Raw genomic sequence first — 21,578 nt, forward strand, 5'->3', positions numbered from 1 at the left:
CCTCATCTTCGATAAGGCTCCAACATCAATTCAAAGCTTTAAGCGTTGGAGCGATCTCACAGAGGTCGCGAAAAAGGCATCGCCTCATCTTCGATAAGGCTCCAACATCAATTCAAAGCTTTAAGCGTTGGAGCGGTCTTTCAAAGGCCGCGATTATCGCCTCATCTTCGATAAGGCTCCAACAATTGAACTTAACTTGCCTAAACAACTTCGCCGGCGGCATTTCCTGATGCCCAAGCCCACTGGAAATTATGCCCGCCCAAGTGCCCTGTCACATCCAACGACTCACCGATAAAGTAGAGGCCTGATACGCTTTTTACTTCCATGGTTTTCTGGGAGATGGCCTGAGTATCTACCCCACCAATGGTCACTTCAGCTGTACGATAGCCTTCGGTTCCCGATGGTTTCACCCGCCATTGAGTCAGTTGCTTGGTGAGCGCTTCAATTTTCTCATTGGAGAAGTCACCCACTGCCCCAGCAAAGCCCCAGATTGAGCACAATACCTGAGCCAATCGCTTACTCATGTATTCACTGAGCACACGCTCAATGCTCTGTTTTGGAGTCGCTTGTCGAGCCTCTTTAAGTTGCTCGTCAATATCAATACCGGGAAGCAGATCAATTTCAACACTTTGACCTGGCTGCCAATAGCTCGAGATCTGAAGAACCCCAGGGCCGCTTATGCCTCGATGAGTAAACAGAATAGGTTCCAAAAAGCTCATACCCGCACAACTGACACGCGCATTTTGTGCAGTCCCAGAGAGCTCTTTGAGTGGTGTTAAAATGTCAGGCTGCAGCGTAAATGGGACCAGTGCGGCGCGGCGAGGGGTAACCGGTAGGTCAAACTGTTCGGCCACATCATAAGCAAAGCCGGTCGCACCACCATTAGGGATGGAGAGTCCGCCTGTTGCAATAACCAACGACTCACATTGAATTGAATCAGCCGAGGTTTCTACGAGAAAACCATGCTCATTTTGTGTAAGCGAATGGACACTCACCTCTGTCTCAATCTTTACACCCGCCCAATCGCACTCAGTGGTGAGCATCGTCAGAATCTCTTTACTGGATTCATTACAGAAGAGCTGGCCTGGGGTCTTCTCGTGGTACTCAATCCCATGACGATCGACCATATCGACAAAGTGTTGCGGTGTATAACGACTCAATGCCGATTTGCAGAAGTGGGGGTTATTCGATAGAAAATTGGCCGGTGTTGAGTGAAGGTGGGTGAAGTTACAACGCCCTCCTCCTGACATTAAAATCTTACGCCCGACTTTTTTAGTGTGTTCCAACACTAGAACAGAACGGCCACGATAGCCAGCCGTTAATGCACACATCAGACCGGACGCACCGGCACCTATAATTACGACATCAACCCTGCGTTTACTCATTCGCTGTCGCTGGTCTGCTCGCGGCTGTTATCGGCTTTTTCAGCGCTCTCTTTGTCAGCGTTGTATTGACGGATCTTATCCGCTAAGCGGCCACCCTTGCGCTCACCACGACGGCCGGCCTCGGTATCACGCTCAATTGCTGATTTAGTCGGTTTCGCATTAATACGTTTCTGATCAACCGACACATGCTTTTTCTTCTGTTTTTGCGCACGCTGTTTTCGGCTCTCATAGCTGTCGGGGTCGGCTAGACGCTCCTGCTTACGGGGCGTTTTATCCAGCACGATTTTGTTAGCCATGCGCTTCTGCTTTTTTAAACGGGTCACTTAGAACTCTCCTCTGCCTTGGCCGCTTCTTCGGCCTCTTGGGCAGCTAATTCAGCGGCAATACGATCTTTCTCTTGCCACTCTTCCACTGTTTCAAAACTGATGCGCCCTAGCTTACCACCGCGCATCTCGTTCATTAGTATCTCGGCCGCCTTGTGTATATCGACCACACCACCGGGTCGCAAGCAGCCTCGTTTACGGCCTATTTGATCCAATAAGCCTTCACCTAACTCCGGCAGCTCTTTCAGTTTATAACGCTCTACTAGTCGCTCAGGGTAAGCATTAAGGATGAAGTTAGCACCATAGACGGCCACCTGATCATAATCGATCGCAGTATCTTTAATTGCACCGCTGACCGCCAACCGGTATCCAGAGTCTTGGTCTTCAATTTTTGGCCACAAGATACCGGGAGTATCCGACAGAGCCATCCCCTGAAATACACTGTAGCGTTTATTCGCTTTAGTCACGGCAGGTTCATTACCCACTTTGGCAATGCGTCGGCCTAAAAGAGCATTGATCAGAGTCGACTTACCCACATTAGGAATGCCCATGATCATGGCACGCACTGGGCGATCTTTGTTAGCACGGGCAGGCACGGCATCTTTACAGATTTGCGGAATCGACTTGATGGTTCTCTTATCACTTGTCGTTAACTCGATGGCCGTAATGCCCTCTTGCGCATTGAACTCCTGCAACCAAGCCTTGGTTTTGTCGGGATCTGCCAGATCGGATTTATTCAGAATTTTAAGAACAGGTTTGCCTCGACGTAACGAGGTCACCAAGGGGTTCTCGCTTGAGCGAGGCAAGCGTGCATCCAACACTTCAATAACAATGTCGACCTCATCCATAAGTTGCGCAATCTCTTTACGCGCTTTATGCATGTGACCGGGAAACCAGTTAATACGTTCCATAATGACCTATGCCTTTAAGTTGGGCGCATTATACCTGTTTATTAAGAATGAATCAGAGACAAAAAAACCGGAGCCCCTTTCGGTGACTCCGGTTTTTTTACAAAAGAGTGATTACTCTTGTGGGAAAGCCTTAAGCGTACAATTAGTTATCTCACGCGCTAGACGGATAACCTGACAGCTGTAGCCGTACTCGTTATCGTACCAAACGTAGAGAACACAGCTCTTACCGCTTGAGATAGTGGCCAATGCATCGACAACACCTGCAGCACGTGAGCCGACAAAGTCGCTCGAAACCGCTTCAGGTGAGTTAGAGTAGTCAACCTGCTTCTGAAGATCAGAGTGCAACGCCACTTCACGAAGGTAGTCATTCAAAGACTCACGCTCAGTCTCTTTCTCTAGGTTCAGGTTAAGGATCGCCATAGAGACGTTCGGTGTCGGAACACGGATCGCGTTACCAGTTAGCTTACCTTCCAATTGTGGAAGCGCTTTAGAGACCGCCTTTGCTGCACCCGTTTCAGAGATAACCATGTTAAGCGCTGCTGCGCGGCCACGGCGATCACCTTTGTGGTAGTTATCGATCAAGTTCTGGTCGTTAGTGTATGAGTGAACGGTCTCAACGTGACCATTAGCAACACCGTACTTGTCATCAATCGCTTTAAGGACAGGCGTAATGGCGTTAGTGGTACACGAAGCAGCCGATAAGATTTTATCCGATGCATCGATGTCACCATGGTTAACACCCATAACGATGTTTTTGATGCCTTTACCTGGTGCTGTAAGGATAACGCGATCAACACCTTTAGATTGAAGGTGAAGCGCTAAGCCTTTGTCATCACGCCAGATACCGGTGTTATCAATCACAAGAGCGTTATTAATACCGTACTGCGTGTAATCAACTTGATCTGGGCCATCGGCGAAGATCACTTTGATCGCATTACCGTTAACGATCAGGGAGTTCGTTGCTTCATCAACTTGGATAGTGCCTTTGAACGAACCGTGAACTGAGTCACGACGCAACAAACTTGCACGCTTCTCTAGGTCGTTATCGGCTTTGCCCTTACGTACAACAATCGCGCGCAGACGCAGCGTGTGACCTGCACCCGAGCGGTTCAACATGAATCGAGCCAGTAGACGACCAATGCGACCGAAGCCGTATAGGACGACGTCTTGACCACCAGTATCTTCTGTTGATGCGCCAGCAAGTTCAGACTCTAAATAATCATTCAAATCCGCTGCACCCGATTTACGGAAATTAACAGCCAATTTACCGATGTCGATGTGTGCGTTGCGGATGCCCATTTGAGACACCTTCTCAAGTACTGGGAAGGTATCTACGACTGAAAGCTCTTCACCCTCAACCTGACGAACGTAACGGTGATCTTTAAGTAGATCGATCACAGATTTACGAACAGACAGTTGGCCGAAAACAGAAATTTCAACGTTTGATTCACGGTACAAACGACCAACCACAGGGACCATCGCTTCGGCGATCGATTCACGAGCATTCCACTCTGCTAGCATCAGTTCTTGAGACACAGCACACTCCTTTATAAAGGTTAAGTAACCCGTTAATTATGACACAGATTGAAATAAAGGATATACAACTTACTGTTCATAAGTTATTGATATAACTTGTAAAAAACCAACAAATGTCGACTACAAAACTACAAAACCCCTATTTTTTTGTGAAAATTACGTAACTATTACAAAAGTTAATTTTTACTTATTATTGAGTTAAAAAATCGTCATCAATTGATACTAAACCACCCCTGATATCGATGTGAGTTAGCTGAGTTACTCAATCAACTCTCCAGCGACTGAATGGCGGCCTGTATTACAGAGCTACTAAAGGGTTTTTCAATAACAGGAACATTTGCATGCTTCTTCTTAAAGCCATCTTTAACGGAGCTATAGCCAGTGACAAAGATGAAAGGCACACTCTTATTCCGAAGACAATCTGCGACCGTTTCACTCGACTCATCGCCCAAGTTGATATCCAAAACCGCCAAACCTGGAATCTTTTTATTGATCGATTCATGCGCCTCTTGAACGGTTGCAGCTAACTCAATATTTTTGTAACCCATTGCCTGCAGCATTCTCTCCAACTCAAATCCGATGATCATATTATCTTCGACTATGAGAACACTCTCCTTATCCGGTTGCCCCTTGTGAATGATAGATACTGCCTCACTCGATGTAGAGTCGCTCTTATGCTCTGCTTCTGCAGTCTCAAAATGCATCGCAGGTATGACAAATTCTGCAACCACACCGGATCGTTGATACTCAATCTTGGCTACCCCGCCCAAATCATGAGGAATAGATCGATTGATAATGACCGACCCGAATCCAAACTGTGAGGGTGACTGTTCGATCGTTACACCTGATTCGCGCCAATATAAATGCAGTTCCCCTTGGTGAATCTGCCAGTTCAAATTTATTTGACCATTTTCAGATTTAGCCGCGCCGTATTTAACGGCATTGGTTAAAAGCTCATGAATCACCATGGTCATAGTCGTGAAGGCTTTAGGACTCAGTTTGACCTCAGGACCTGATCGTTTCATGAGATTAGTCTTCGCCACTAAAGCTCTCTCTTCATTGTCGAGAATCATTGTGAGCGGAGCGAAATTCCAATTTTTTTCAGTTAAATGCGTCTGTGCAATGGCTAAAGATTGCACACGTCCCCCTAAAATCGATTGAAAATCCTTAATTGATAAATCTTGTGTCGATGTCTGCGAGACAATCCCTGATATCAACCCAAGAATATTACGAACTCGGTGATTAAGTTCGTGTATGAGCATATCTTTTTGACTTTGCGCTTCACTGGCTATGCGGTTGTAATCATCCAAGTTACGTACAATTATTTCCAACAGTACGGTCTTGATCTGTTCAGCTAAGGCGATTTGTTGATCTGTCCAAGGGGCTGAATACCCCTTTCTCATTTCGATCCAAGCTTCGAAACTTTTTCTTGGTGTTAAACGAATACCGTTTGGTCCTAGCTCAACTGGCTTCTCAGGATTGCCAGCCCAGCTCACCGATTGCGGCTCCTCTTTTCGAAGAAAAATAAGCAGATCCTTAGGCCTTCTAGACATCGGAACCACTAACATACCAGCAAAACGATCAGCGATTGTGAGATCATCATTGAGCCACTCTTGCAGTGACTCCACACTAAAAATACCGCTTTGTGATGAATGATTGAGTCGTTTTACAAGCAGTTGGATATCTTCAGAACTAATCGGATCTCCGGCCACTTGGTATTCACCTCCGACCACCAGCACCATGGAATCGGAGGGAATGAGTTTATGAATAAAATTGACATGCGATTTAAGGTTATCAAAGAGTGACAGATCATTGTTTAAGCTTGTCACCAATTTCATATGCAGCTGTCGGGAGAGCTCAGTATCACTGTGACTTTGGCTGTTAAGCTTTACTCTTAGCTCCAATGCCAAGGACTCAACATAGAGCTCTGCAATTGTTCTATCACACAGCGATACGTATTTATTTGAATAGTGGTGACACGCGAATAACCCCCAAAGTTCACCGTCAACAAGAATGCTAATAGACATAGACGCTGCAACACCCATGTTTTTTAGATACTCAATGTGAACAGGCGATACAGAACGAGTTGAGCTAATCGAAAGATCAATGTTGGCGTGTTGCGGATGGATCGGCACGCCCGTGTCATGTACATCAGCAATCAAACGGGTGAGGTTTCTTTTGTAAAGCGCTCTGGCTTGTCGTGGTATGTCCGATGCTGGGTATCTAAGACCCATAAAGGAATCGACGGATGCATTGCGATGCTCAGCGACAACCTCTCCGCTACCATCTCCATGGAATCGGTAGACCATGACTCTATCAAAGCCCGTTAACGTTGAGACGTGTTCGGCCGAAATTGAGAGCAAATCCTCTAAATTATCAGTGTCTGTTACTTTTCTGATCATCTGCTTGAGGACCTGAAGTTGATCTGAAGAACTATCAACACTCTTTTCAAGCTCAACCACTATGGTGCTGCCCGATAAATGGATCGCCAGATCGTATAGCTGACCTGTTTTAAACAGATCAATGTTTGTGAGTCTCTCAGAATGATCAGAGCCATTTATGCCGAGGAATGTGGCTTTAATCCTATTCACTTCAGTCTTATCGAATAGAGTCTCTAAATTTCGACCCAGCATCTTATCCACGGGTACCTTAAACAGCTCTGTGACATTTTCGGAAGCGGCAATGATGCCCCAATCTGAGTTGAACGCGATAAAATAACCAAAGCTCTGTACGCGTCCCAACAGGTGAATGGGTTCTTTTTCACAGGTACTCAAATCGTATTGTGTATTCAGTTTGACGACGTTAGACATAATGTTTTTGCTCGTTTTCATTAATCACGGGTTGGTATTGATTCAGGCGAACCTTATTAAGAACGGCTTCAATGGCAGTCATTCCCGCGGGTTTATTGAGTATCTCGTTAAATAGATGCGCCGTATTGGTGAGCTCAATAGATGAAGAATCCAGTGCCGTTAGACCAATAATGGGAAGGTCATACCCCTTATCCCTAAGTTGTTTAGTGGCTTCAGGTCCATCTAATATCGGCATATTGAAATCCATAAACACTAGGTGAAAGTCTTTCTCTGATTCCACTTTATCAACAGCCTCAGCACCATTTTTGGCCAAAACCACATCGACCTTTCCGATCTTTAATAACTGTGATTTAAGAAGGATTAGATTGGTCATGCTGTCGTCTACAACAAGCACCTTCAACATCAACTCTTGAGGGGGGCTCTCTGCTTTTAATTTAACCTGTTGAGCAACTGAATCACTTAAACCACTTTTTGCAAAAAAGTCGTGTAACAGGCTTGGCAAAATAGGCTCAAAAATTTCATCCGTTCGATCGACCAAGCCTGGTGGAAAAGCACTATTCTCAGATCGAATGATCGCTATTCGTCCCTCAAGGATTTTTAACGTCCAATCCCTACAGAGATGATTCTCTTGAATCGCAATTTTCTCTGAGACGACCAACGCATCAATGTTTGTCTTGGTTAGCTGTTTGAAAGACTGGACTCTGATGACCGAGGCACCCCAATCCCTTAAGAAGGTCTCAATGATTTCAAACTTAACTGATTTATCAGCAACAACCGCCACGATCGGGTCTGATCTAAATTTAAGGGGCGCTGAACCAGCTATTGACTGAGAGACAGGTAGCCTCAATTGAAAAGAGGCCTTAGTCCCCTTTCCTAAATCAGATCTCAGAACCAGGCTTCCACCCATTTTTTGGACTATGTCTAAACATATGCCCAAACCCAACCCTGAACCTAACGGCCTCCCCTTTTGAACATCAACCACTTGACCAAAGGGCGAAAGAATTTTTTGTATATCTTTTTGATCAATACCAATTCCGGTATCAATGACCGAGAAATGGATCTCTACTTCTGATCCAATCTGCCCCTTTAGTGCAGCCCAAAACTCAATCGAACCGCTATCGGTAAATTTGATCGCATTACCGATCAAATTGTTTAAAACTTGCTGAAGGTGAACACCATCGACCTCAACATTTTGTCTGAATAATTTCGGATCAATCATCAAACCGAGTTCAATTCCCTTACCCTCAGCAGCAATTGAGAACGTCTTAACGGTCCTTTCAATAAGGTCCGTTATATCGGTTGTGACGGGATTGATGACAACAGCACCCGATTCACTTCTTGCCGCTTCGATCGCCTTGTTCAGTGAGTCAAGAAGCCCGTTCGACGCCACACTTATTTTATCAACATGCCGTTTCGCCATTGGAGACATCTGTTCCGATTGCAAGAGTTCAGCTAGGCCCATGATGGCATGCAGCGGCGTCCGTAGTTCATGACTTAATGTTGCTATGACTTTTAACTGTTCAGTACGTGATTGGCTTAGCTCTGATTCATTCAATTCTGTAGCAATTTCAGGCTCGACTTTAACGGTCTTTTTTTGACTAGCCATTTGCCACCTCATCCAATTTAAAATATGAGTGACTGACAATATCTAGAGAGTCACTCATGCTTAAAAATAGTTTTTTAGCTGATTCAACTGCCGTCTCAATTTGCTGGGGTTCAATGAGCTGAGAATCGAGTTCATATTGCGTCGCTTTCCAAAGCGCGAAGGTGTTATCTCTGTACCCGTTATAAAAGTGGGTCACATCATGTCTATTCAAACTCCGCTCTATGAGCGGTGCTAACACCCTCCCCCCTAATGAAGCGCCTTCAAAGACATAAATCGCGCCTAGCACCTCAGATAGAGAGTTGTGATGAGTTTCAAAAGGTTCAGATTCAATAATGCAATCCAACGCATTCAGAGACTTAAGATCTTGAATTAACCAAGAGTAACGCTCAGAAACACGCTGTTTTAACGCTTCATTGGAATGATTCAAAAAGAGAGGTAGATGTTTTTTAATCCAATGTTCCAGTGCAACTAGAGCGAGAGTATATTCTCGCTCATTCAGAGTAGGTCGCACTAAAGATCTAAGGATAGGGTGAGCATCTAAGGATCTGTGAGATGCATTCGTAGACTGTTTCAAACATTCTGACGCATTAACATGGAGCATTGCTAAAGTCCTTCTGTTTTATATGTTACTTAAAGTTCCTGTACTGCTCGAAACTATTTTTATTGTCTGACTTAACCATAGATCAAAAATTTGCAAAGCCAGGTTTTTGTTGTTTATAAGCAAATTCGATGCCAAGTTTTCACATGCGGATTGATTTTTTAATAGAACAATCTGGCTAACAACTATCGACGTAAATGCTGAAATGAAATCTCTCTTTGCACCCTTACTGATGACTTTAAGCCTAACTAGCTGGGCTTCTAATATTCCTATTTTCGATACGCACGTTCACCACAACGATAAAACACAGGATGAATTTGATGATCGGAGAGTCGTCTCTCTTCTTCGTCAGTACGATATCCAGAAGGCCCTTGTTTCAAGCAGCGGTGATGACAACACTCAACGATTAAAGAGCTTGGCGCCTGATCTTGTGCTGCCAGCACTTCGCCCCTTTCGAAAAAGTGGTGAATTAAGAACCTGGATGCATGATGAGTCGGTCACTGAATATTTAGAGACACAGCTCAAACAGAACCATTACTTCGCCATTGGTGAGTTTCATGCGTTTGGCGATGAGATGCAGACACCCGTGTCAAAACGGTTAGTGGCTTTAGCCAAAGAGTACAACTTAGTGTTGCACCTGCATGGCGATCGTCAGGCGATGCAACAGATCTTTCTGCAGTGGCCCGAGGCTAAGGTACTCTGGGCACACGCTGGGTTTGAAGCCCCTAGTGATCTGGCTGGACTATTTGATCAATACCCAAACCTCTGGGCTGATCTATCCTTTAGACCAGAGATTGTTACCTGGGGAGGCTTCAACCCTGAGTGGGAAAAGGCTCTACTGGCTAACCCTAATCGATTCACCTTAGGAGCGGATACATTCAACCTGGATCAGTGGCAGAAGATGCCGCTTTACACTCTGGATACACGAGATTGGTTAAGTACACTGCCTTCAGAGGTGGCTAAAAAAATTGCTTACGAAAATGCGGAGAGGCTATTTGATGTTTCCATTTCAGATTAGACAACCGCGTTATCACTCACTGATACCTCTTATCACACTGGGACTAAGTTGCTCTTTATCTTCGCAAGCATTATTCGCCGATGTCACCACCGGTGTCATGTTGAATCAATTTCAGAGTCAATTTCCAACCATCTACCTACCCTCTGTCGGTGAGGTAGATCGTCGTCGTTTTAAGTTGCCAGATGCTACCTCAGGTGATCCCAGCTTGTACGTCAAAGGGTTTGAGTTTACCGGCGTAAGCAGCATCGATATCAAGTATCTGCATCAAGCATTCTCGCCCTTTGAGGAGAGAGCGTTCACCCCTAAGCAACTGCTTGAGCTGACGGATCTGATCACCGACACCTATCGTCAACATGACATTGCGGCTATGGCGCGCATCCCTCCACAGGATGCTAAAAACGGAACGATTGTTTTTGAGATACACGAGTCAAATTTTGTCGGGGCAATACTAGATCATGGTTTTGAAGATCATTTTAATGTCTCACTTGAGCGTGTCGAAGCAGTCGCCTCTCTTCCAGGGTCTGAAGGGGCACCGCTGATACTCTCTGAACGAGAGCGTCAGCAGTTACTGACCATAGATATGCATGGCATCAGCGTATCAGGCGGACTGCAAGCAAACGATGACGGGGATCAGGAGCTAGAACTCTGGATAGAAAACAGTGACAGATTCTCTGGATCCATTGATCTAAACAACCAGGGTCTGAATGGAACGGGTGAAGAGCAAGCCGTTTTAACATCGATGCTATCTAGCCCATTTCAACGGGGTGGTGCTGGCTACCTGAACGCCATTAATAGTACCCAGTCTCAATTTCTTAGTATGGCTTATAGAGGGCCCATTGGGCTTCGAGGAACGACGTTAGACCTGCAAGCAGGAAGGCTTTCGGCCGATACAGACAGCAAACGACATCAATCAATCTCCTACTCTTTAGGCGTTCGTCACCCACTGATTAGAACCCTTGGCAGCAATCTATTCCTATCAGGCATCGCAGAACAACGCTTGCTTGAGGAGAGCTCAATAATCAACAACTCTTCACTGACAGACAGCGATTACGAAGTAAACACATTGAGACTGACGCTCGATGGAAACCGCGCCTTACACAAAGATAGGCTCACGTATCGACTTCAAACCACCTTGGGTAACACTGACCTTGAGGGCTCACCCAACCGCGGTCATGACCTAGCAAATGCTAATACTGCGGGTGCATTCAAAACATTCAGTGGATTCTTAACCTATCGAAAACGGTTAGCCGATAACTGGCAAGTATTGACCCATTTACAAGGCCAAATGAGCCCTAACAACTTAGATGACAGTCAACGATTAATTGCAGGCGGGTCTCAGGGACTTCGGGGTTTCAGTGCTGACGAGTTGATTGTCGATCAAGGCGCGCTGGTTCGTGTAGATATTATTAAACGGCTGAACGATCAATGGCGATTTGGTGGTTTTATCGACTGGGCAAAACTGGAGAGACGCAGCAACAATACCGACATCAATGGTAGCCCATTGGAGTCCCATAACCGAATATCTGCTTATGATTGGGGCGTCGCCTCCAGCTATAGAGTCCATGAGTCACTTCAATTCGACTTATCTGTCGCTCAAGCACTATCGAATACTCAAGGGGTGAACACCGAACAGGGCGATTTAACCACACTACTGAATTTGAAATGGGAGTTTTAAAGCGTCACTCCCACTCCATCTCTTCAAAGACACGCTGTGCATTGCGCCCGTGGATCTCTTCGTAGACGTTCAAATAACTGAATGCACTCTGGTCAATGGATGACACACTCTGCATATCACCACCCTCTTCAATCAACTCACCCACTTGTTCACGCAGAAACCTGAGGTAATCAAGGGTATCAGCCTTAGCTTTTTCCAAGGTTGTTGGTGCTCCATGGCCCGGAACAATCACCTTAGGATTTAACAACTCAATCACCTCAAACGCCTCTATCCAGGTTAGATGTTGTGATTGGGAGGCCACACCAAGCATCCGATCAACAAACACCGTATCGCCTGTATAGAGAGCGGATACTTCAGGTAACCAGACAAAGTTTTCACCCGGAGTATGAGTATGACCGACCGGAATAAACTGAACCGATCGATCACCCAGTGTGAGGGTACTCTCTGAGTCTAAAAGCGTATTGGCGTAGACAGGTTTTGTGCCTTGATAGGCGTCACCAATCAAGTTAGTAATTCGCATGACCTGCTGAGCTTCACGAGCCCTCTGATCGGTTTGGGTCGCAGTGCTACTGATCAATTCAGCGCCCTGTTGCGCAAAATAGTCGTTGCCAAACCAGCGGTGATCTTGGCCACCGGTATTAATCACTTTAATGACCGGTTGATCGGTGACTGTTTTGATCGTAGCTTCGATTTTCTCAGCCCCTCTCCAGCTACCACCTGAGTCAATCAACAGAACCCCCTGGTCAGAGACTACAAAACCAAAGGTGGCATTGTTTCCGAAATTTTCGGGAGATCGATCGGTCAGCGGCCCCACAATAGAATAGGTATTTGGAGCCACCTCTATGACCTGTAACTCATCAGCTTGAACCAGAGATGTTATTGCTAAGGTTAAAATAGCGAGGAGTGGTTTAATCATTTAGGAACCCATTGGATTGAGTGGTTGGGGCCTTATCGTAGATGAGGCGATTTCCCATGGAGTGAGGGTCAGGCTGAAGGCCAGACCCTGATAAGGGTTTATGTGATCAGTTTGCAGCGGCTCGACAGATCGTCGCGAAGCTGTCAGCTTTAAGGGATGCACCACCGACCAATCCACCGTCAACGTCAGCCATAGCAAGTAGCTCTGCAGCATTTTTGTCGTTCATGCTACCACCGTAAAGAATGGTCACGCGATCAGCGATATCAGTGTTGTGTTTGGCTATCAAACTGCGAACAAAGGCATGAGCATCCTGAGCTTGTTGTGGTGTCGCAGTTTCGCCGGTACCAATCGCCCAGACTGGCTCATAGGCAATCACAATTTGTGCAAAAGTGTCTGCACCACATAGATCGACAACCGCATTGACCTGCTCTTCTAATACAGCATTCATTTGACCCGATTGACGCTCTTCCAGTGTTTCACCGATACAGAGAACCGGTACAAGGCCGAGCTCTAGTGCTTTAAGCGTTTTTTCTGCCACCAATTGACTGGTTTCACCATAGAGAGAGCGACGCTCAGAGTGCCCCGTCAGTACATAAGCACAGCCAAGATCACGGATCATTTCACCACTCACTTCACCGGTGAAAGCGCCTTTCTCTTGATCACTTAGGTTTTGCGCACCCACTTTTATGGCGGTGTCGGCGGTTAACTCCAGTGCTTGAGGAATATAAATGAAGGATGGACAGACCGCGATATCAACACCTTTTAGAGAAGCGACCTGATCGGCCAAACCAGTCAATAGAGATTCGTTGGTCATCAACGATCCATTCATTTTCCAGTTACCCATAATTAGGGGGCGTCTCATCACGTAACTCCTTAGATCCAAACAAAAAAGACAGCTTAATAAGCCTAGAGAGCCGGATCAACCATTAGTTGCCTAGAAGAGCATTTTATATCAATCTATCTTTCTTATAATTAAGAGTTTCTTTGCGGACCATTAAACAGGTTGGAGCTCTTTGTCGTAGTGCTTAATAAGATTAATGATTAAACAGGCAATCACTCAATGGGACTTCTAATCGACGGTCAGTGGTATGATCAGTGGTATGACACTAAATCATCCAATGGAAAATTTATTCGAACAGAGGCGCAATATCGAAACTGGGTTACCCCTGATGGTGCCGAAGGCCCAACGGGTGATGCAGGTTTTAAAGCTGAACCGGGTCGATACCACCTCTATGTCTCATTAGCCTGCCCCTGGGCACACCGAACTCTAATCGTCAGAGCACTCAAGGGTCTACAAGACCAGATCTCATTTGATGTGGTGCACCCCTTGATGCTTGAGCAAGGCTGGACTTTTGATTCAGACTTTCCAGCTGCAACCAGTGATCGTGTCAATCAGAAGCAGTTTATGCACCAGATCTATACCCAGTGCGATCCAGAGTACACCGGTCGGGTAACAGTTCCAGTACTTTGGGATAAACAGAATCAGACCATTGTTAGCAATGAGTCCTCAGAAATTATTCGTATGCTCAACTCAGGTTTTAACGAGATTGGCGCAAATGATCTGGATCTCTACCCTGAATCGCTCCAAGCGGAGATTGATCAGTGGAATGAGTTCATCTACGAACCCGTTAACAATGGTGTCTATAAAGCAGGCTTTGCAACGACTCAAGAAGCTTACGATGAAGCGGTGGTGAATCTCTTTAAGCATCTGGACAGACTGGAAGAGAGGCTAACCACTCGTCGTTACTTAGTGGGTCATCAGTTAACCGAGGCTGATATCAGACTCTTCACGACTTTGATTCGCTTTGACCCAGTATATGTTCAACACTTTAAGTGTGACCGTAAACGAATCGCAGAGTACCCGGCACTATCGAACTATATGCGTGACATCTACCAGCAGCTCGGAGTAGCAGAGACCTGTGACCTTGATCATATCAGACACCACTACTACCGCAGCCACCCGACTATAAATCCGCATGGCATCATCTCCTACGGTCCAGAGTTTGATCTGATGGCGCCACACGGACGCGAGTTTTTGTAGTTGTTGGAGCCTTATCTTAGATGAGGCGATGTAAGGTGACAGGCCTTCAGCCTGTCATCCGCCGGTCAATTTTACCGACAATCTGGAAATCGCGGAGAGAGTGGATGTCAGGCTAAAGCCAGACAGCGGTGTTGCTAGTTGATATCGAATGAATATCAACGCGGCCTTTCAAGACCGCTCCAACATGCTGTCGGGTTAGGGAGCCCAGTAGATATCGACAGGGGTTTTGCTTTGGCGTAGAACAGCGCGCACAGGCATCTCTTCGGTGTCGCCCTCACCCATCGCTTGCTCAAGTACCGGCAGTTTTGAATCGCCACAAAGGTGAATAAAGATACGTTTAGCGTGCAACAACCTTTGCAAGGTCAATGTCATACGCAAATGGGGAGCGACGGGCGGAGTCACACCCATACAGGCTTTAAAACCATAAGGGTTTAACGCTGCCGTTAGCTCTGGTGCATTGGGAAAGAATGATGCGGTATGACCATCCTCGCCCATGCCTAAAATCACGGCATCAAACTCTTTTGGAAGTTCACTCAGAACCTCTTCTAGCTTGGTTTGACCAGAACAGGGATACTCAGCGTCATTAAAGTGAGGAATAAAATGCGCAGCCGCCGCTCGATTCTGTAGCAAGTGTGTTTTTACAGATAGAGCATTGCTGTCTTCATGGGTATCGGGAACCCAACGCTCATCAGCCAGAGTAATCCAAACCTTAGACCAATCGAGTTCTTGTACAGAGAGCGATTGGAATAGTGCCGCCGGTGTCCGACCACCCGATACGACCAGTGTCGCACGGCCACGCTCTTCAATTCCGGCTTTTAATAGCGCGACTATCTCTTCCGTTAAACGACATTCAAGTGACTCTCGTGTATCAAATTGAAACATATTGGACATCATTAAACCTCACTCGTGCCAAGAACGACCATCACGCTCGATCAGAGCGATTGAACCAATAGGTCCCCAGGTACCGGCGTTGTAAGGTTTCACTTCGTCACCGACATCTTTCCATGCCTGAATCAACTCGTCACACCAAGTCCAAGAGGCTTCAATCTCATCACGACGAACGAACAGTGACTGATCACCGACCATCGATTCTAGAAGCAGACGCTCGTAAGCATCCGGAGTTCGTTGGTTAGGATCACTTTCGCTGAAGTCCAGGTTGAGCGCACGGTTTTGTAGATCCATGCCTTGGTGCATGCCCAGCTGTTTAGTGACCACGTGAAGACGAATCCCCTCATCTGGCTGAAGACGAATAACCAGACGATTGTTGACGATGTCACGCTGCTTAGGATCAAAAATAAAGTGTGGGTTATTTTTATAAACCACCACGATCTCGGTCATCTTTTGCGGCATACGTTTACCGGTACGCAGGTAGAAGGGTACGCCGGCCCAACGCCAGTTATCGACATTGACTCGTAGAGAGACAAAGGTTTCAGTGTTGGACTTAGTCGCAGCACTACCCTCCTCTTCACCATAGCCAACCACCGCTTGACCACCGATAGACCCGGCTGTGTACTGACCACGAACGGCACGTTTATTGACATTGGAAGAATTAATTGGGTGAAGGGCTTTCAGAATTCTGACTTTCTCATCGCGAATCGAGTCTGCATCCAGTTTGCTCGGCGGGTTCATTGCGACCATACAGAGAAGTTGCAACAGGTGGTTTTGAACCATATCACGCATCTGCCCCACTTTGTCGTAGTAACTCCAACGCCCTTCAAGACCAACGGTTTCAGAAACCGTAATCTGAACGTGATCGATTGCCGAGTTGTTCCACTGTGAACCAAACAGGTTGTTGGCAAAGCGCAGGGCAATAAGGTTTTGAACCGTATCTTTACCTAGGTAGTGGTCAATGCGGTAGATACGGTTCTCATTAAAGTATTGAGCAACCGTATCGTTGATCACCTTAGAGCTCGCCAAATCGTGACCAATCGGCTTTTCCAATACGATACGCGTCGTCTCATTGATTAACTCTGCACTGCTGAGGTTTTTACAGATGTCACCAAACACAGCAGGCGGTGTTGCAAGGTAGTTAACCATGATTCGACTGTCATCAAGTTTAGCTTTGATCTTCTTGAAATCATCGGCGGAGGTCATATCGACCTGAACGTAATCAAGACGCGCTGAGAAACGTTGCCACTCTTCAGAGCTCATCTCACCAGGCGCTAAAAATCGAACCAGTGTCGCTTCCACCGCTTCAACAAAGGCAGCCTGGTCCCAATCCGCACGTGCAACGCCGATGATCTTAGACTCAGGGTTCAGTAGCTTCGCTTTGTCGAGCTGGAATAGCGCAGGAAATAGCTTACGCATTGCCAGGTCACCCTTGGCACCGAACAGAACAAAATCACAGGCTTGATGCATTGCATCGTTCATGAGCTACACTCCTTTGGAGGTGGAAAGAGTAAATGTAAAAAATTTATGTAATTTTAGTACATTTTGTAGCAAATGATCTACAAAAGTGATGAGCTAATTTTATATTTAAATGCACTATACCCCTTTCATTTTGGTGATTAGAGCAGTAAAACCTACTATTTTCCTTGAAACTGATACACTTAACAGACTGTTAACTTTTTTGTAATTTTTATACGTAATCCAATATGAGCATCGATATTACCCGTTTCAAAGAGCAGCTAGACGCTGTTCAACTGACTTTCAAGAGTGACCTTGCCATCATCTCCCTTTCAGGAGGGCACATACTAAGCTATCAATCCAATGGCGAGGAGCGGCTCTGGATGAGCCCTAAAGCCAACTTAGAGGCGGGCAAGTCGATACGCGGTGGCATCCCAGTCTGTTGGCCTTGGTTTGGTGCACACCCAAGCGATGAGAGTAGACCTGCACACGGCTTTGCGCGCACGTCAACTTGGACTCTGGTTGATGCTCAAGATCACGAGGAGTTTGCCTCTGTTACGCTTGGACTTGAGAACAGCGTTGCGAATCCCCTATTCCCATACGACTGCAGCCTAGCGATAAAGGTCACTCTGACCGACAAACTCAGCGTTGAACTGATTACTACCAATCTTGGCAATCAACCGATAGAGATCACACAGGCACTGCATACCTACCTCCCTATCTCTGATCTAGACAATGCCCGTATTGCGGGTCTGAAGGGTGTGGACTATGCCGATAAGCTAAAAGGTTTCGCGCGCGCAACGGAAGATCGAGATTCGGTCGATCTAACAGAGCCAACGGATAGAGTCTATTTTGACGATTCAAATTGCCTGATCTTGAATGACAAGAACCTAGAAACACGAATCTACAAACAGAACAGCGGTACCACAGTGGTTTGGAACCCAGGAAAAGAGACGGCTAACAATATGGCGGATATAGGCGCCGAGCACTACCGTGGCTTTTTATGTATTGAAGCGGCCAATGCGATGGAAGATAAGGTCCGCATCGAACCGGGTGAAAGTTTTACCCTAAGGCAAGGGATTTACGCAGCGTAGGAGCGGTATTGCAAAGGCCGCGATGCTTTTCGAAAAATCGACTCATCTTCGATAAGGCTCCAACAACTCAATGCGAAATGTTGGAGCGGTCTTGCAAAGGCCGCGTGGAAAATCGCCTCATCTTCGATAAGGCTCCAACAACTCAATGCGAAATGTTGTAGCGGTCTTGAAAAGGCCGCGAGGAAAATCGCCTCATCTTCGATAAGGCTCCAACAGCTCAATGCGAAATGTCGGAGCGGTCTTGCAAAGGCCGCGAGGAAAATCGCCTCATCTACGATAAGACTCCAACAACTCAATGCGAAATGTTGGAGCGGTCTTGCAAAGGCCGCGAGGAAAATCGCCTCATCTTCGATAAGGCTCCAACAGCTCAATGCGAAATGTCGGAGCGGTCTTGCAAAGGCCGCGATGCTCTTCATAAGATAGTTGCTAACGGAACTGGTGTCTGGCTTTAGCCTGACATCCACTCTTTCCGCGTTTTCCAGATAGACTATAAAGTTGACCCGCGGATGACAGGCTGAAGGCCTGTCACCTTAGATCGCCTCATCTACGATAAGGCTCCAACGCCTGCTCCTTTCCATCCGTGGAACCGCAGGATACCGTCCGTCCTGGACATGCCCTGCTCCTGCGCGTCCTGCGCTCGCAGGATACCGTCCGTCCTGGACATAAAAAAGCCGCCCGGGATGGGGCGGCGAAAGGAGTGCAGATGCACTCAGTTTCCACGACCTTTAGGAAACAGGAGGTCTACAGTGCAGAGGCCTTAGCCACTGCGTCTGAAGCTAGTTTGGTAATACCGTCCCAATCTTTTGCATCAATCAGATCGGTTGGTACTACCCATGAACCGCCAACCACGTTAACGCTGGGCAGGCTCAAGTAATCGGTAAAGTTGTTTTCATTAATGCCACCCGTTGGGCAGAAACGAACCTGTGGGAATGGACCCGAAATCGCTTTAAGCATCTTAGGCCCACCCGCAGCTTCCGCTGGGAAGAACTTGAACGCCTCAAAACCAAATTCCATACCACGCATCATCTCGGCAACCGAGCTGATTGCTGGTAGGTAGGGCATATCAGATTCCAAGCCCGCCTTAAACAGAGCATCAGTTGCACCAGGGCTAATGGCAAACATGCCGCCAGCCTCTTGAACCTGTTGAAACTCTTCCGGTTTAGTCACCGTGCCCGCACCGACAATGACATCGTCGACTTTGTCAGCAATCTCTTTGATCACTTCAATCGCTGAATCGGTGCGCAAAGTCACTTCAAGAACCTTTAAACCACCCGCTTTTAATGCTTCTGCCAAGGGCACAGCATCTTCCACGCGTTCAATGACAAGAACGGGCATGACCGGAGAGGTGGTTAACAACGCATCAACATTAATGCTCATTATTCGAAATCCTTTTACTGTTTAGTTCCGAAGAAGATAGAGGCACCCTCTTCCGCACCTGATACTAGAGAACGCATGCCTGCAAACATCTCACGCCCCATACCGAACTGGTGGGCCGATAGATCCTGAGTCGCGCATTCACGTGCCGCCAACTCAGCCTCATCAACCAGCAGCGTCAGCTCACCGGTATGCGCATCAAGACGAATCAGGTCACCGTCTTGGATCTTAGCAATAGCACCACCGTGCAGAGCTTCTGGTGTTAGGTGAATCGCCGCTGGAATCTTGCCAGATGCACCTGACATGCGGCCATCTGTCACCAGAGCAACCTTGTACCCCTTGTCTTGCAGAGATCCTAAGAAGGGCGTCAGCTTGTGCAGTTCAGGCATACCGATAGCCGCAGGCCCCTGGAAGCGAACAACCACTACACAATCTTTATTGAGCTCACCCGCTTCATAGAGGGCTTTAAGATCATCCTGCTCGTGAAGCACCACAGCAGGCGCTTCCACGACGTAATTCTCTGTCGGTACTGCCGAAACCTTAATCACTGAGCGACCAAGGTTACCGCGCATCACTTTAACCCCACCGTTATTGGAGAACGGCGCTTTTGCAGTTGAGATAACCTCTGCATCCAAAGAGGCTTCAGGGCCTGATCGCCAAACCAATTTACCCTCTTCTAGGAAAGGCTCTTGGGTGTAGTCTTTTAGGCCATTACCCGTCACTGTCAGAACATCCTCGTGCAACAGACCTGCACTAAGCAGCTCACGGAATAGAAGAGACATGCCACCGGCCGCTTGGAAGTGGTTGATATCAGCAGAGCCGTTGGGATAGATACGGGTTAATAGAGGCACTACATCAGATAGATCAGACATATCGTCCCAGTTCACAATGACACCGGCTGCACGAGCCATCGCAATGATGTGCATGGTGTGGTTGGTAGATCCACCGGTAGCCAGTAGTGCCACAATACCGTTTACAATCGCCTTCTCATCGATCACCTGATAGAGCGGACGGTAATCAGAACCCAAAGAGGTAATACGACAGACCTGTTCAGCAGCGGCTTTCGTCAACTCGTCACGGAGCGGTGTGTAAGGGTTGATGAATGATGAACCCGGCAGATGAAGACCCATCGCCTCCATCAATAGCTGGTTTGAGTTCGCTGTACCATAGAATGTACAGGTGCCCGCACTGTGGTAAGAGTCTGATTCACACTGCAACAACGCATCTCGACCTACCTTACCCTCTGCATACTCCTGACGAATACGCGCTTTCTCTTTGTTAGGCAAACCACTCGGCATAGGACCTGCCGGTACAAAAATAACAGGAAGATGCCCAAAGCTAAGCGCACCAATCAACAGACCCGGTACAATCTTGTCACACACCCCTAAGCAAAGGGCAGCATCAAACATGTTGTGCGATAGACCAACCGCGGTAGCCATGGCGATGGTATCGCGACTGAATAGACTCAACTCCATGCCATCTTGACCCTGAGTCACACCATCACACATTGCAGGCACAGCACCCGCCACCTGTGCAACGCCACCCATGCCATTGACCGCTTGTTTAATCAGTTCAGGAAAGTGCTGGAAAGGCTGATGCGCCGAAACCATGTCGTTGTAAGCAGAGATAATGCCGACGTTGGCACTCTCCATCATCTTTAGGGTGTTTTTATCTTGCTCACCACAGGCGGCAAAGCCATGAGCAAGGTTGCCACAAGCGAGTGTAGAGCGAGTTACTTTAGAGCTTTTTGCGGCTTCCATACGAGCGACGTAGTCAGCACGTGAAGCACGGCTTCTTTCAACTATACGTTCAGTAACTTCAGCTAACTTAGGATGTACCACTTCCCACTCCTCTGCACCTAAAGGCGTTCTTATATGTAATTTAATTACATTTTAGAGTGGAACCATCTATCTAACAAGAAAAAATTAAATAAATTACGTAATAA

The 21,578-nt window shown here is 46.9% G+C and carries 18 protein-coding genes; 4 read left to right on the plus strand and 14 right to left on the minus strand.

Translation table 11 applies throughout. The features are described 5' to 3' along the window. Positions 1-200 precede the first annotated feature (200 nt). The 7 genes from XMD530_RS09680 to XMD530_RS09710 form a co-directional block, all read right to left on the minus strand. Positions 201-1,385, minus strand: a complete 1,185-nt coding sequence (locus XMD530_RS09680; protein ID WP_173494482.1) for an NAD(P)/FAD-dependent oxidoreductase — start codon at positions 1,383-1,385, stop codon at positions 201-203. Further along, positions 1,382-1,708 (minus strand): hypothetical protein, encoded by a 327-nt coding sequence (locus XMD530_RS09685; protein ID WP_173484025.1) that lies wholly within the window; start codon positions 1,706-1,708, stop codon positions 1,382-1,384. The genes XMD530_RS09680 and XMD530_RS09685 overlap by 4 nt, the downstream gene beginning before the upstream one ends. Continuing rightward, the gene (gene ylqF, locus XMD530_RS09690) at positions 1,705-2,619 is read right to left on the minus strand and encodes a ribosome biogenesis GTPase YlqF (RefSeq protein ID WP_173481059.1); all 915 of its coding nucleotides are present in this window, start codon (positions 2,617-2,619) and stop codon (positions 1,705-1,707) included. The genes XMD530_RS09685 and ylqF overlap by 4 nt, the downstream gene beginning before the upstream one ends. Before the next feature lie 111 nt (positions 2,620-2,730). After that, positions 2,731-4,155, minus strand: coding sequence for a glyceraldehyde-3-phosphate dehydrogenase (locus XMD530_RS09695; protein ID WP_371731516.1), 1,425 nt, complete (start codon positions 4,153-4,155; stop codon positions 2,731-2,733). 266 nt (positions 4,156-4,421) lie between these two features. Beyond that, complete coding sequence (locus XMD530_RS09700; protein WP_173507097.1) at positions 4,422-6,965, minus strand: GAF domain-containing protein; 2,544 nt, start codon at positions 6,963-6,965, stop codon at positions 4,422-4,424. Continuing rightward, on the minus strand, positions 6,958-8,571 hold the full coding sequence (locus XMD530_RS09705) for an ATP-binding protein (protein WP_173507098.1): 1,614 nt from the start codon (positions 8,569-8,571) through the stop codon (positions 6,958-6,960). The genes XMD530_RS09700 and XMD530_RS09705 overlap by 8 nt, the downstream gene beginning before the upstream one ends. Further along, positions 8,564-9,172: a biliverdin-producing heme oxygenase gene (locus tag XMD530_RS09710; RefSeq protein WP_173506087.1), complete on the minus strand. Its 609-nt coding sequence runs from the start codon at positions 9,170-9,172 to the stop codon at positions 8,564-8,566. The genes XMD530_RS09705 and XMD530_RS09710 overlap by 8 nt, the downstream gene beginning before the upstream one ends. 229 nt (positions 9,173-9,401) lie before the next feature. On the opposite strand from XMD530_RS09710, the gene XMD530_RS09715 reads away from it, so the two are divergent. Together XMD530_RS09715 and XMD530_RS09720 are read left to right on the plus strand one after the other, a co-directional pair. Next, positions 9,402-10,187, plus strand: a complete 786-nt coding sequence (locus XMD530_RS09715) for an amidohydrolase family protein (protein WP_173484029.1) — start codon at positions 9,402-9,404, stop codon at positions 10,185-10,187. After that, positions 10,168-11,862 (plus strand): ShlB/FhaC/HecB family hemolysin secretion/activation protein, encoded by a 1,695-nt coding sequence (locus XMD530_RS09720; RefSeq protein WP_173494484.1) that lies wholly within the window; start codon positions 10,168-10,170, stop codon positions 11,860-11,862. The genes XMD530_RS09715 and XMD530_RS09720 overlap by 20 nt, the downstream gene beginning before the upstream one ends. Positions 11,863-11,866: 4 nt before the next feature. On the opposite strand, the gene XMD530_RS09725 is transcribed toward XMD530_RS09720, so the two are convergent. Both XMD530_RS09725 and tpiA read right to left on the minus strand, forming a co-directional pair. Then, positions 11,867-12,778 carry an MBL fold metallo-hydrolase gene (locus XMD530_RS09725; protein ID WP_173484031.1) on the minus strand — a complete coding sequence of 304 codons (912 nt, stop codon included), beginning with the start codon at positions 12,776-12,778 and terminating at the stop codon, positions 11,867-11,869. 106 nt (positions 12,779-12,884) lie between these two features. Further along, positions 12,885-13,640 carry a triose-phosphate isomerase gene (gene tpiA, locus XMD530_RS09730; protein ID WP_173481066.1) on the minus strand — a complete coding sequence of 252 codons (756 nt, stop codon included), beginning with the start codon at positions 13,638-13,640 and terminating at the stop codon, positions 12,885-12,887. A 198-nt stretch (positions 13,641-13,838) separates the two neighbouring features. On the opposite strand from tpiA, the gene XMD530_RS09735 reads away from it, so the two are divergent. Further along, on the plus strand, positions 13,839-14,819 hold the full coding sequence (locus XMD530_RS09735; RefSeq protein WP_173481067.1) for a glutathione S-transferase family protein: 981 nt from the start codon (positions 13,839-13,841) through the stop codon (positions 14,817-14,819). A 195-nt stretch (positions 14,820-15,014) separates the two neighbouring features. On the opposite strand, the gene pgl is transcribed toward XMD530_RS09735, so the two are convergent. Together pgl and zwf are read right to left on the minus strand one after the other, a co-directional pair. Next, positions 15,015-15,701 (minus strand): 6-phosphogluconolactonase, encoded by a 687-nt coding sequence (pgl, locus tag XMD530_RS09740; protein ID WP_217362056.1) that lies wholly within the window; start codon positions 15,699-15,701, stop codon positions 15,015-15,017. A gap of 18 nt (positions 15,702-15,719) precedes the next feature. Then, entirely contained in the window at positions 15,720-17,189 is a 1,470-nt protein-coding gene (zwf, locus tag XMD530_RS09745) for a glucose-6-phosphate dehydrogenase (RefSeq protein ID WP_173489200.1), read from the minus strand. A gap of 224 nt (positions 17,190-17,413) precedes the next feature. Between zwf and XMD530_RS09750 the strand changes: the two genes are divergently transcribed. Continuing rightward, on the plus strand, positions 17,414-18,259 hold the full coding sequence (locus XMD530_RS09750) for a D-hexose-6-phosphate mutarotase (RefSeq protein WP_173507099.1): 846 nt from the start codon (positions 17,414-17,416) through the stop codon (positions 18,257-18,259). Here the strand turns inward: XMD530_RS09750 and XMD530_RS09755 are convergent. From XMD530_RS09755 to edd, 3 genes are all read right to left on the minus strand, one after another. Next, positions 18,247-18,675 carry a hypothetical protein gene (locus tag XMD530_RS09755; RefSeq protein WP_173507100.1) on the minus strand — a complete coding sequence of 143 codons (429 nt, stop codon included), beginning with the start codon at positions 18,673-18,675 and terminating at the stop codon, positions 18,247-18,249. The two genes, XMD530_RS09750 and XMD530_RS09755, sit on opposite strands and share 13 nt — an antisense overlap. A gap of 325 nt (positions 18,676-19,000) precedes the next feature. Continuing rightward, entirely contained in the window at positions 19,001-19,636 is a 636-nt protein-coding gene (locus XMD530_RS09760) for a bifunctional 4-hydroxy-2-oxoglutarate aldolase/2-dehydro-3-deoxy-phosphogluconate aldolase (protein WP_173481071.1), read from the minus strand. Positions 19,637-19,650: 14 nt separating this feature from the next. Further along, a complete protein-coding gene (gene edd, locus XMD530_RS09765) occupies positions 19,651-21,474 on the minus strand; it encodes a phosphogluconate dehydratase (RefSeq protein ID WP_173481072.1) in 1,824 nt (607 codons plus the stop codon). Positions 21,475-21,578 lie beyond the last annotated feature (104 nt).

It is taken from the genome of Marinobacterium sp. xm-d-530 (assembly GCF_013283365.1).
Lineage (GTDB): Bacteria > Pseudomonadota > Gammaproteobacteria > Pseudomonadales > Balneatricaceae > Marinobacterium_E.

Bases quoted from the DNA above. Each gene is read 5' to 3' on its own strand.
- XMD530_RS09680 (WP_173494482.1), bottom strand. From the start codon at position 1,385: ATGAGTAAACGCAGGGTTGATGTCGTAATTATAGGTGCCGGTGCGTCC.
- ylqF (WP_173481059.1), bottom strand. From the start codon at position 2,619: ATGGAACGTATTAACTGGTTTCCCGGTCACATGCATAAAGCGCGTAAA.
- XMD530_RS09700 (WP_173507097.1), bottom strand. From the start codon at position 6,965: ATGTCTAACGTCGTCAAACTGAATACACAATACGATTTGAGTACCTGT.
- XMD530_RS09705 (WP_173507098.1), bottom strand. From the start codon at position 8,571: ATGGCTAGTCAAAAAAAGACCGTTAAAGTCGAGCCTGAAATTGCTACA.
- XMD530_RS09710 (WP_173506087.1), bottom strand. From the start codon at position 9,172: ATGCTCCATGTTAATGCGTCAGAATGTTTGAAACAGTCTACGAATGCA.
- XMD530_RS09715 (WP_173484029.1), top strand. From the start codon at position 9,402: ATGACTTTAAGCCTAACTAGCTGGGCTTCTAATATTCCTATTTTCGAT.
- XMD530_RS09720 (WP_173494484.1), top strand. From the start codon at position 10,168: ATGTTTCCATTTCAGATTAGACAACCGCGTTATCACTCACTGATACCT.
- XMD530_RS09725 (WP_173484031.1), bottom strand. From the start codon at position 12,778: ATGATTAAACCACTCCTCGCTATTTTAACCTTAGCAATAACATCTCTG.
- tpiA (WP_173481066.1), bottom strand. From the start codon at position 13,640: ATGAGACGCCCCCTAATTATGGGTAACTGGAAAATGAATGGATCGTTG.
- XMD530_RS09735 (WP_173481067.1), top strand. From the start codon at position 13,839: ATGGGACTTCTAATCGACGGTCAGTGGTATGATCAGTGGTATGACACT.
- pgl (WP_217362056.1), bottom strand. From the start codon at position 15,701: ATGTTTCAATTTGATACACGAGAGTCACTTGAATGTCGTTTAACGGAA.
- zwf (WP_173489200.1), bottom strand. From the start codon at position 17,189: ATGAACGATGCAATGCATCAAGCCTGTGATTTTGTTCTGTTCGGTGCC.
- XMD530_RS09750 (WP_173507099.1), top strand. From the start codon at position 17,414: ATGAGCATCGATATTACCCGTTTCAAAGAGCAGCTAGACGCTGTTCAA.
- XMD530_RS09755 (WP_173507100.1), bottom strand. From the start codon at position 18,675: ATGAAGAGCATCGCGGCCTTTGCAAGACCGCTCCGACATTTCGCATTG.
- XMD530_RS09760 (WP_173481071.1), bottom strand. From the start codon at position 19,636: ATGAGCATTAATGTTGATGCGTTGTTAACCACCTCTCCGGTCATGCCC.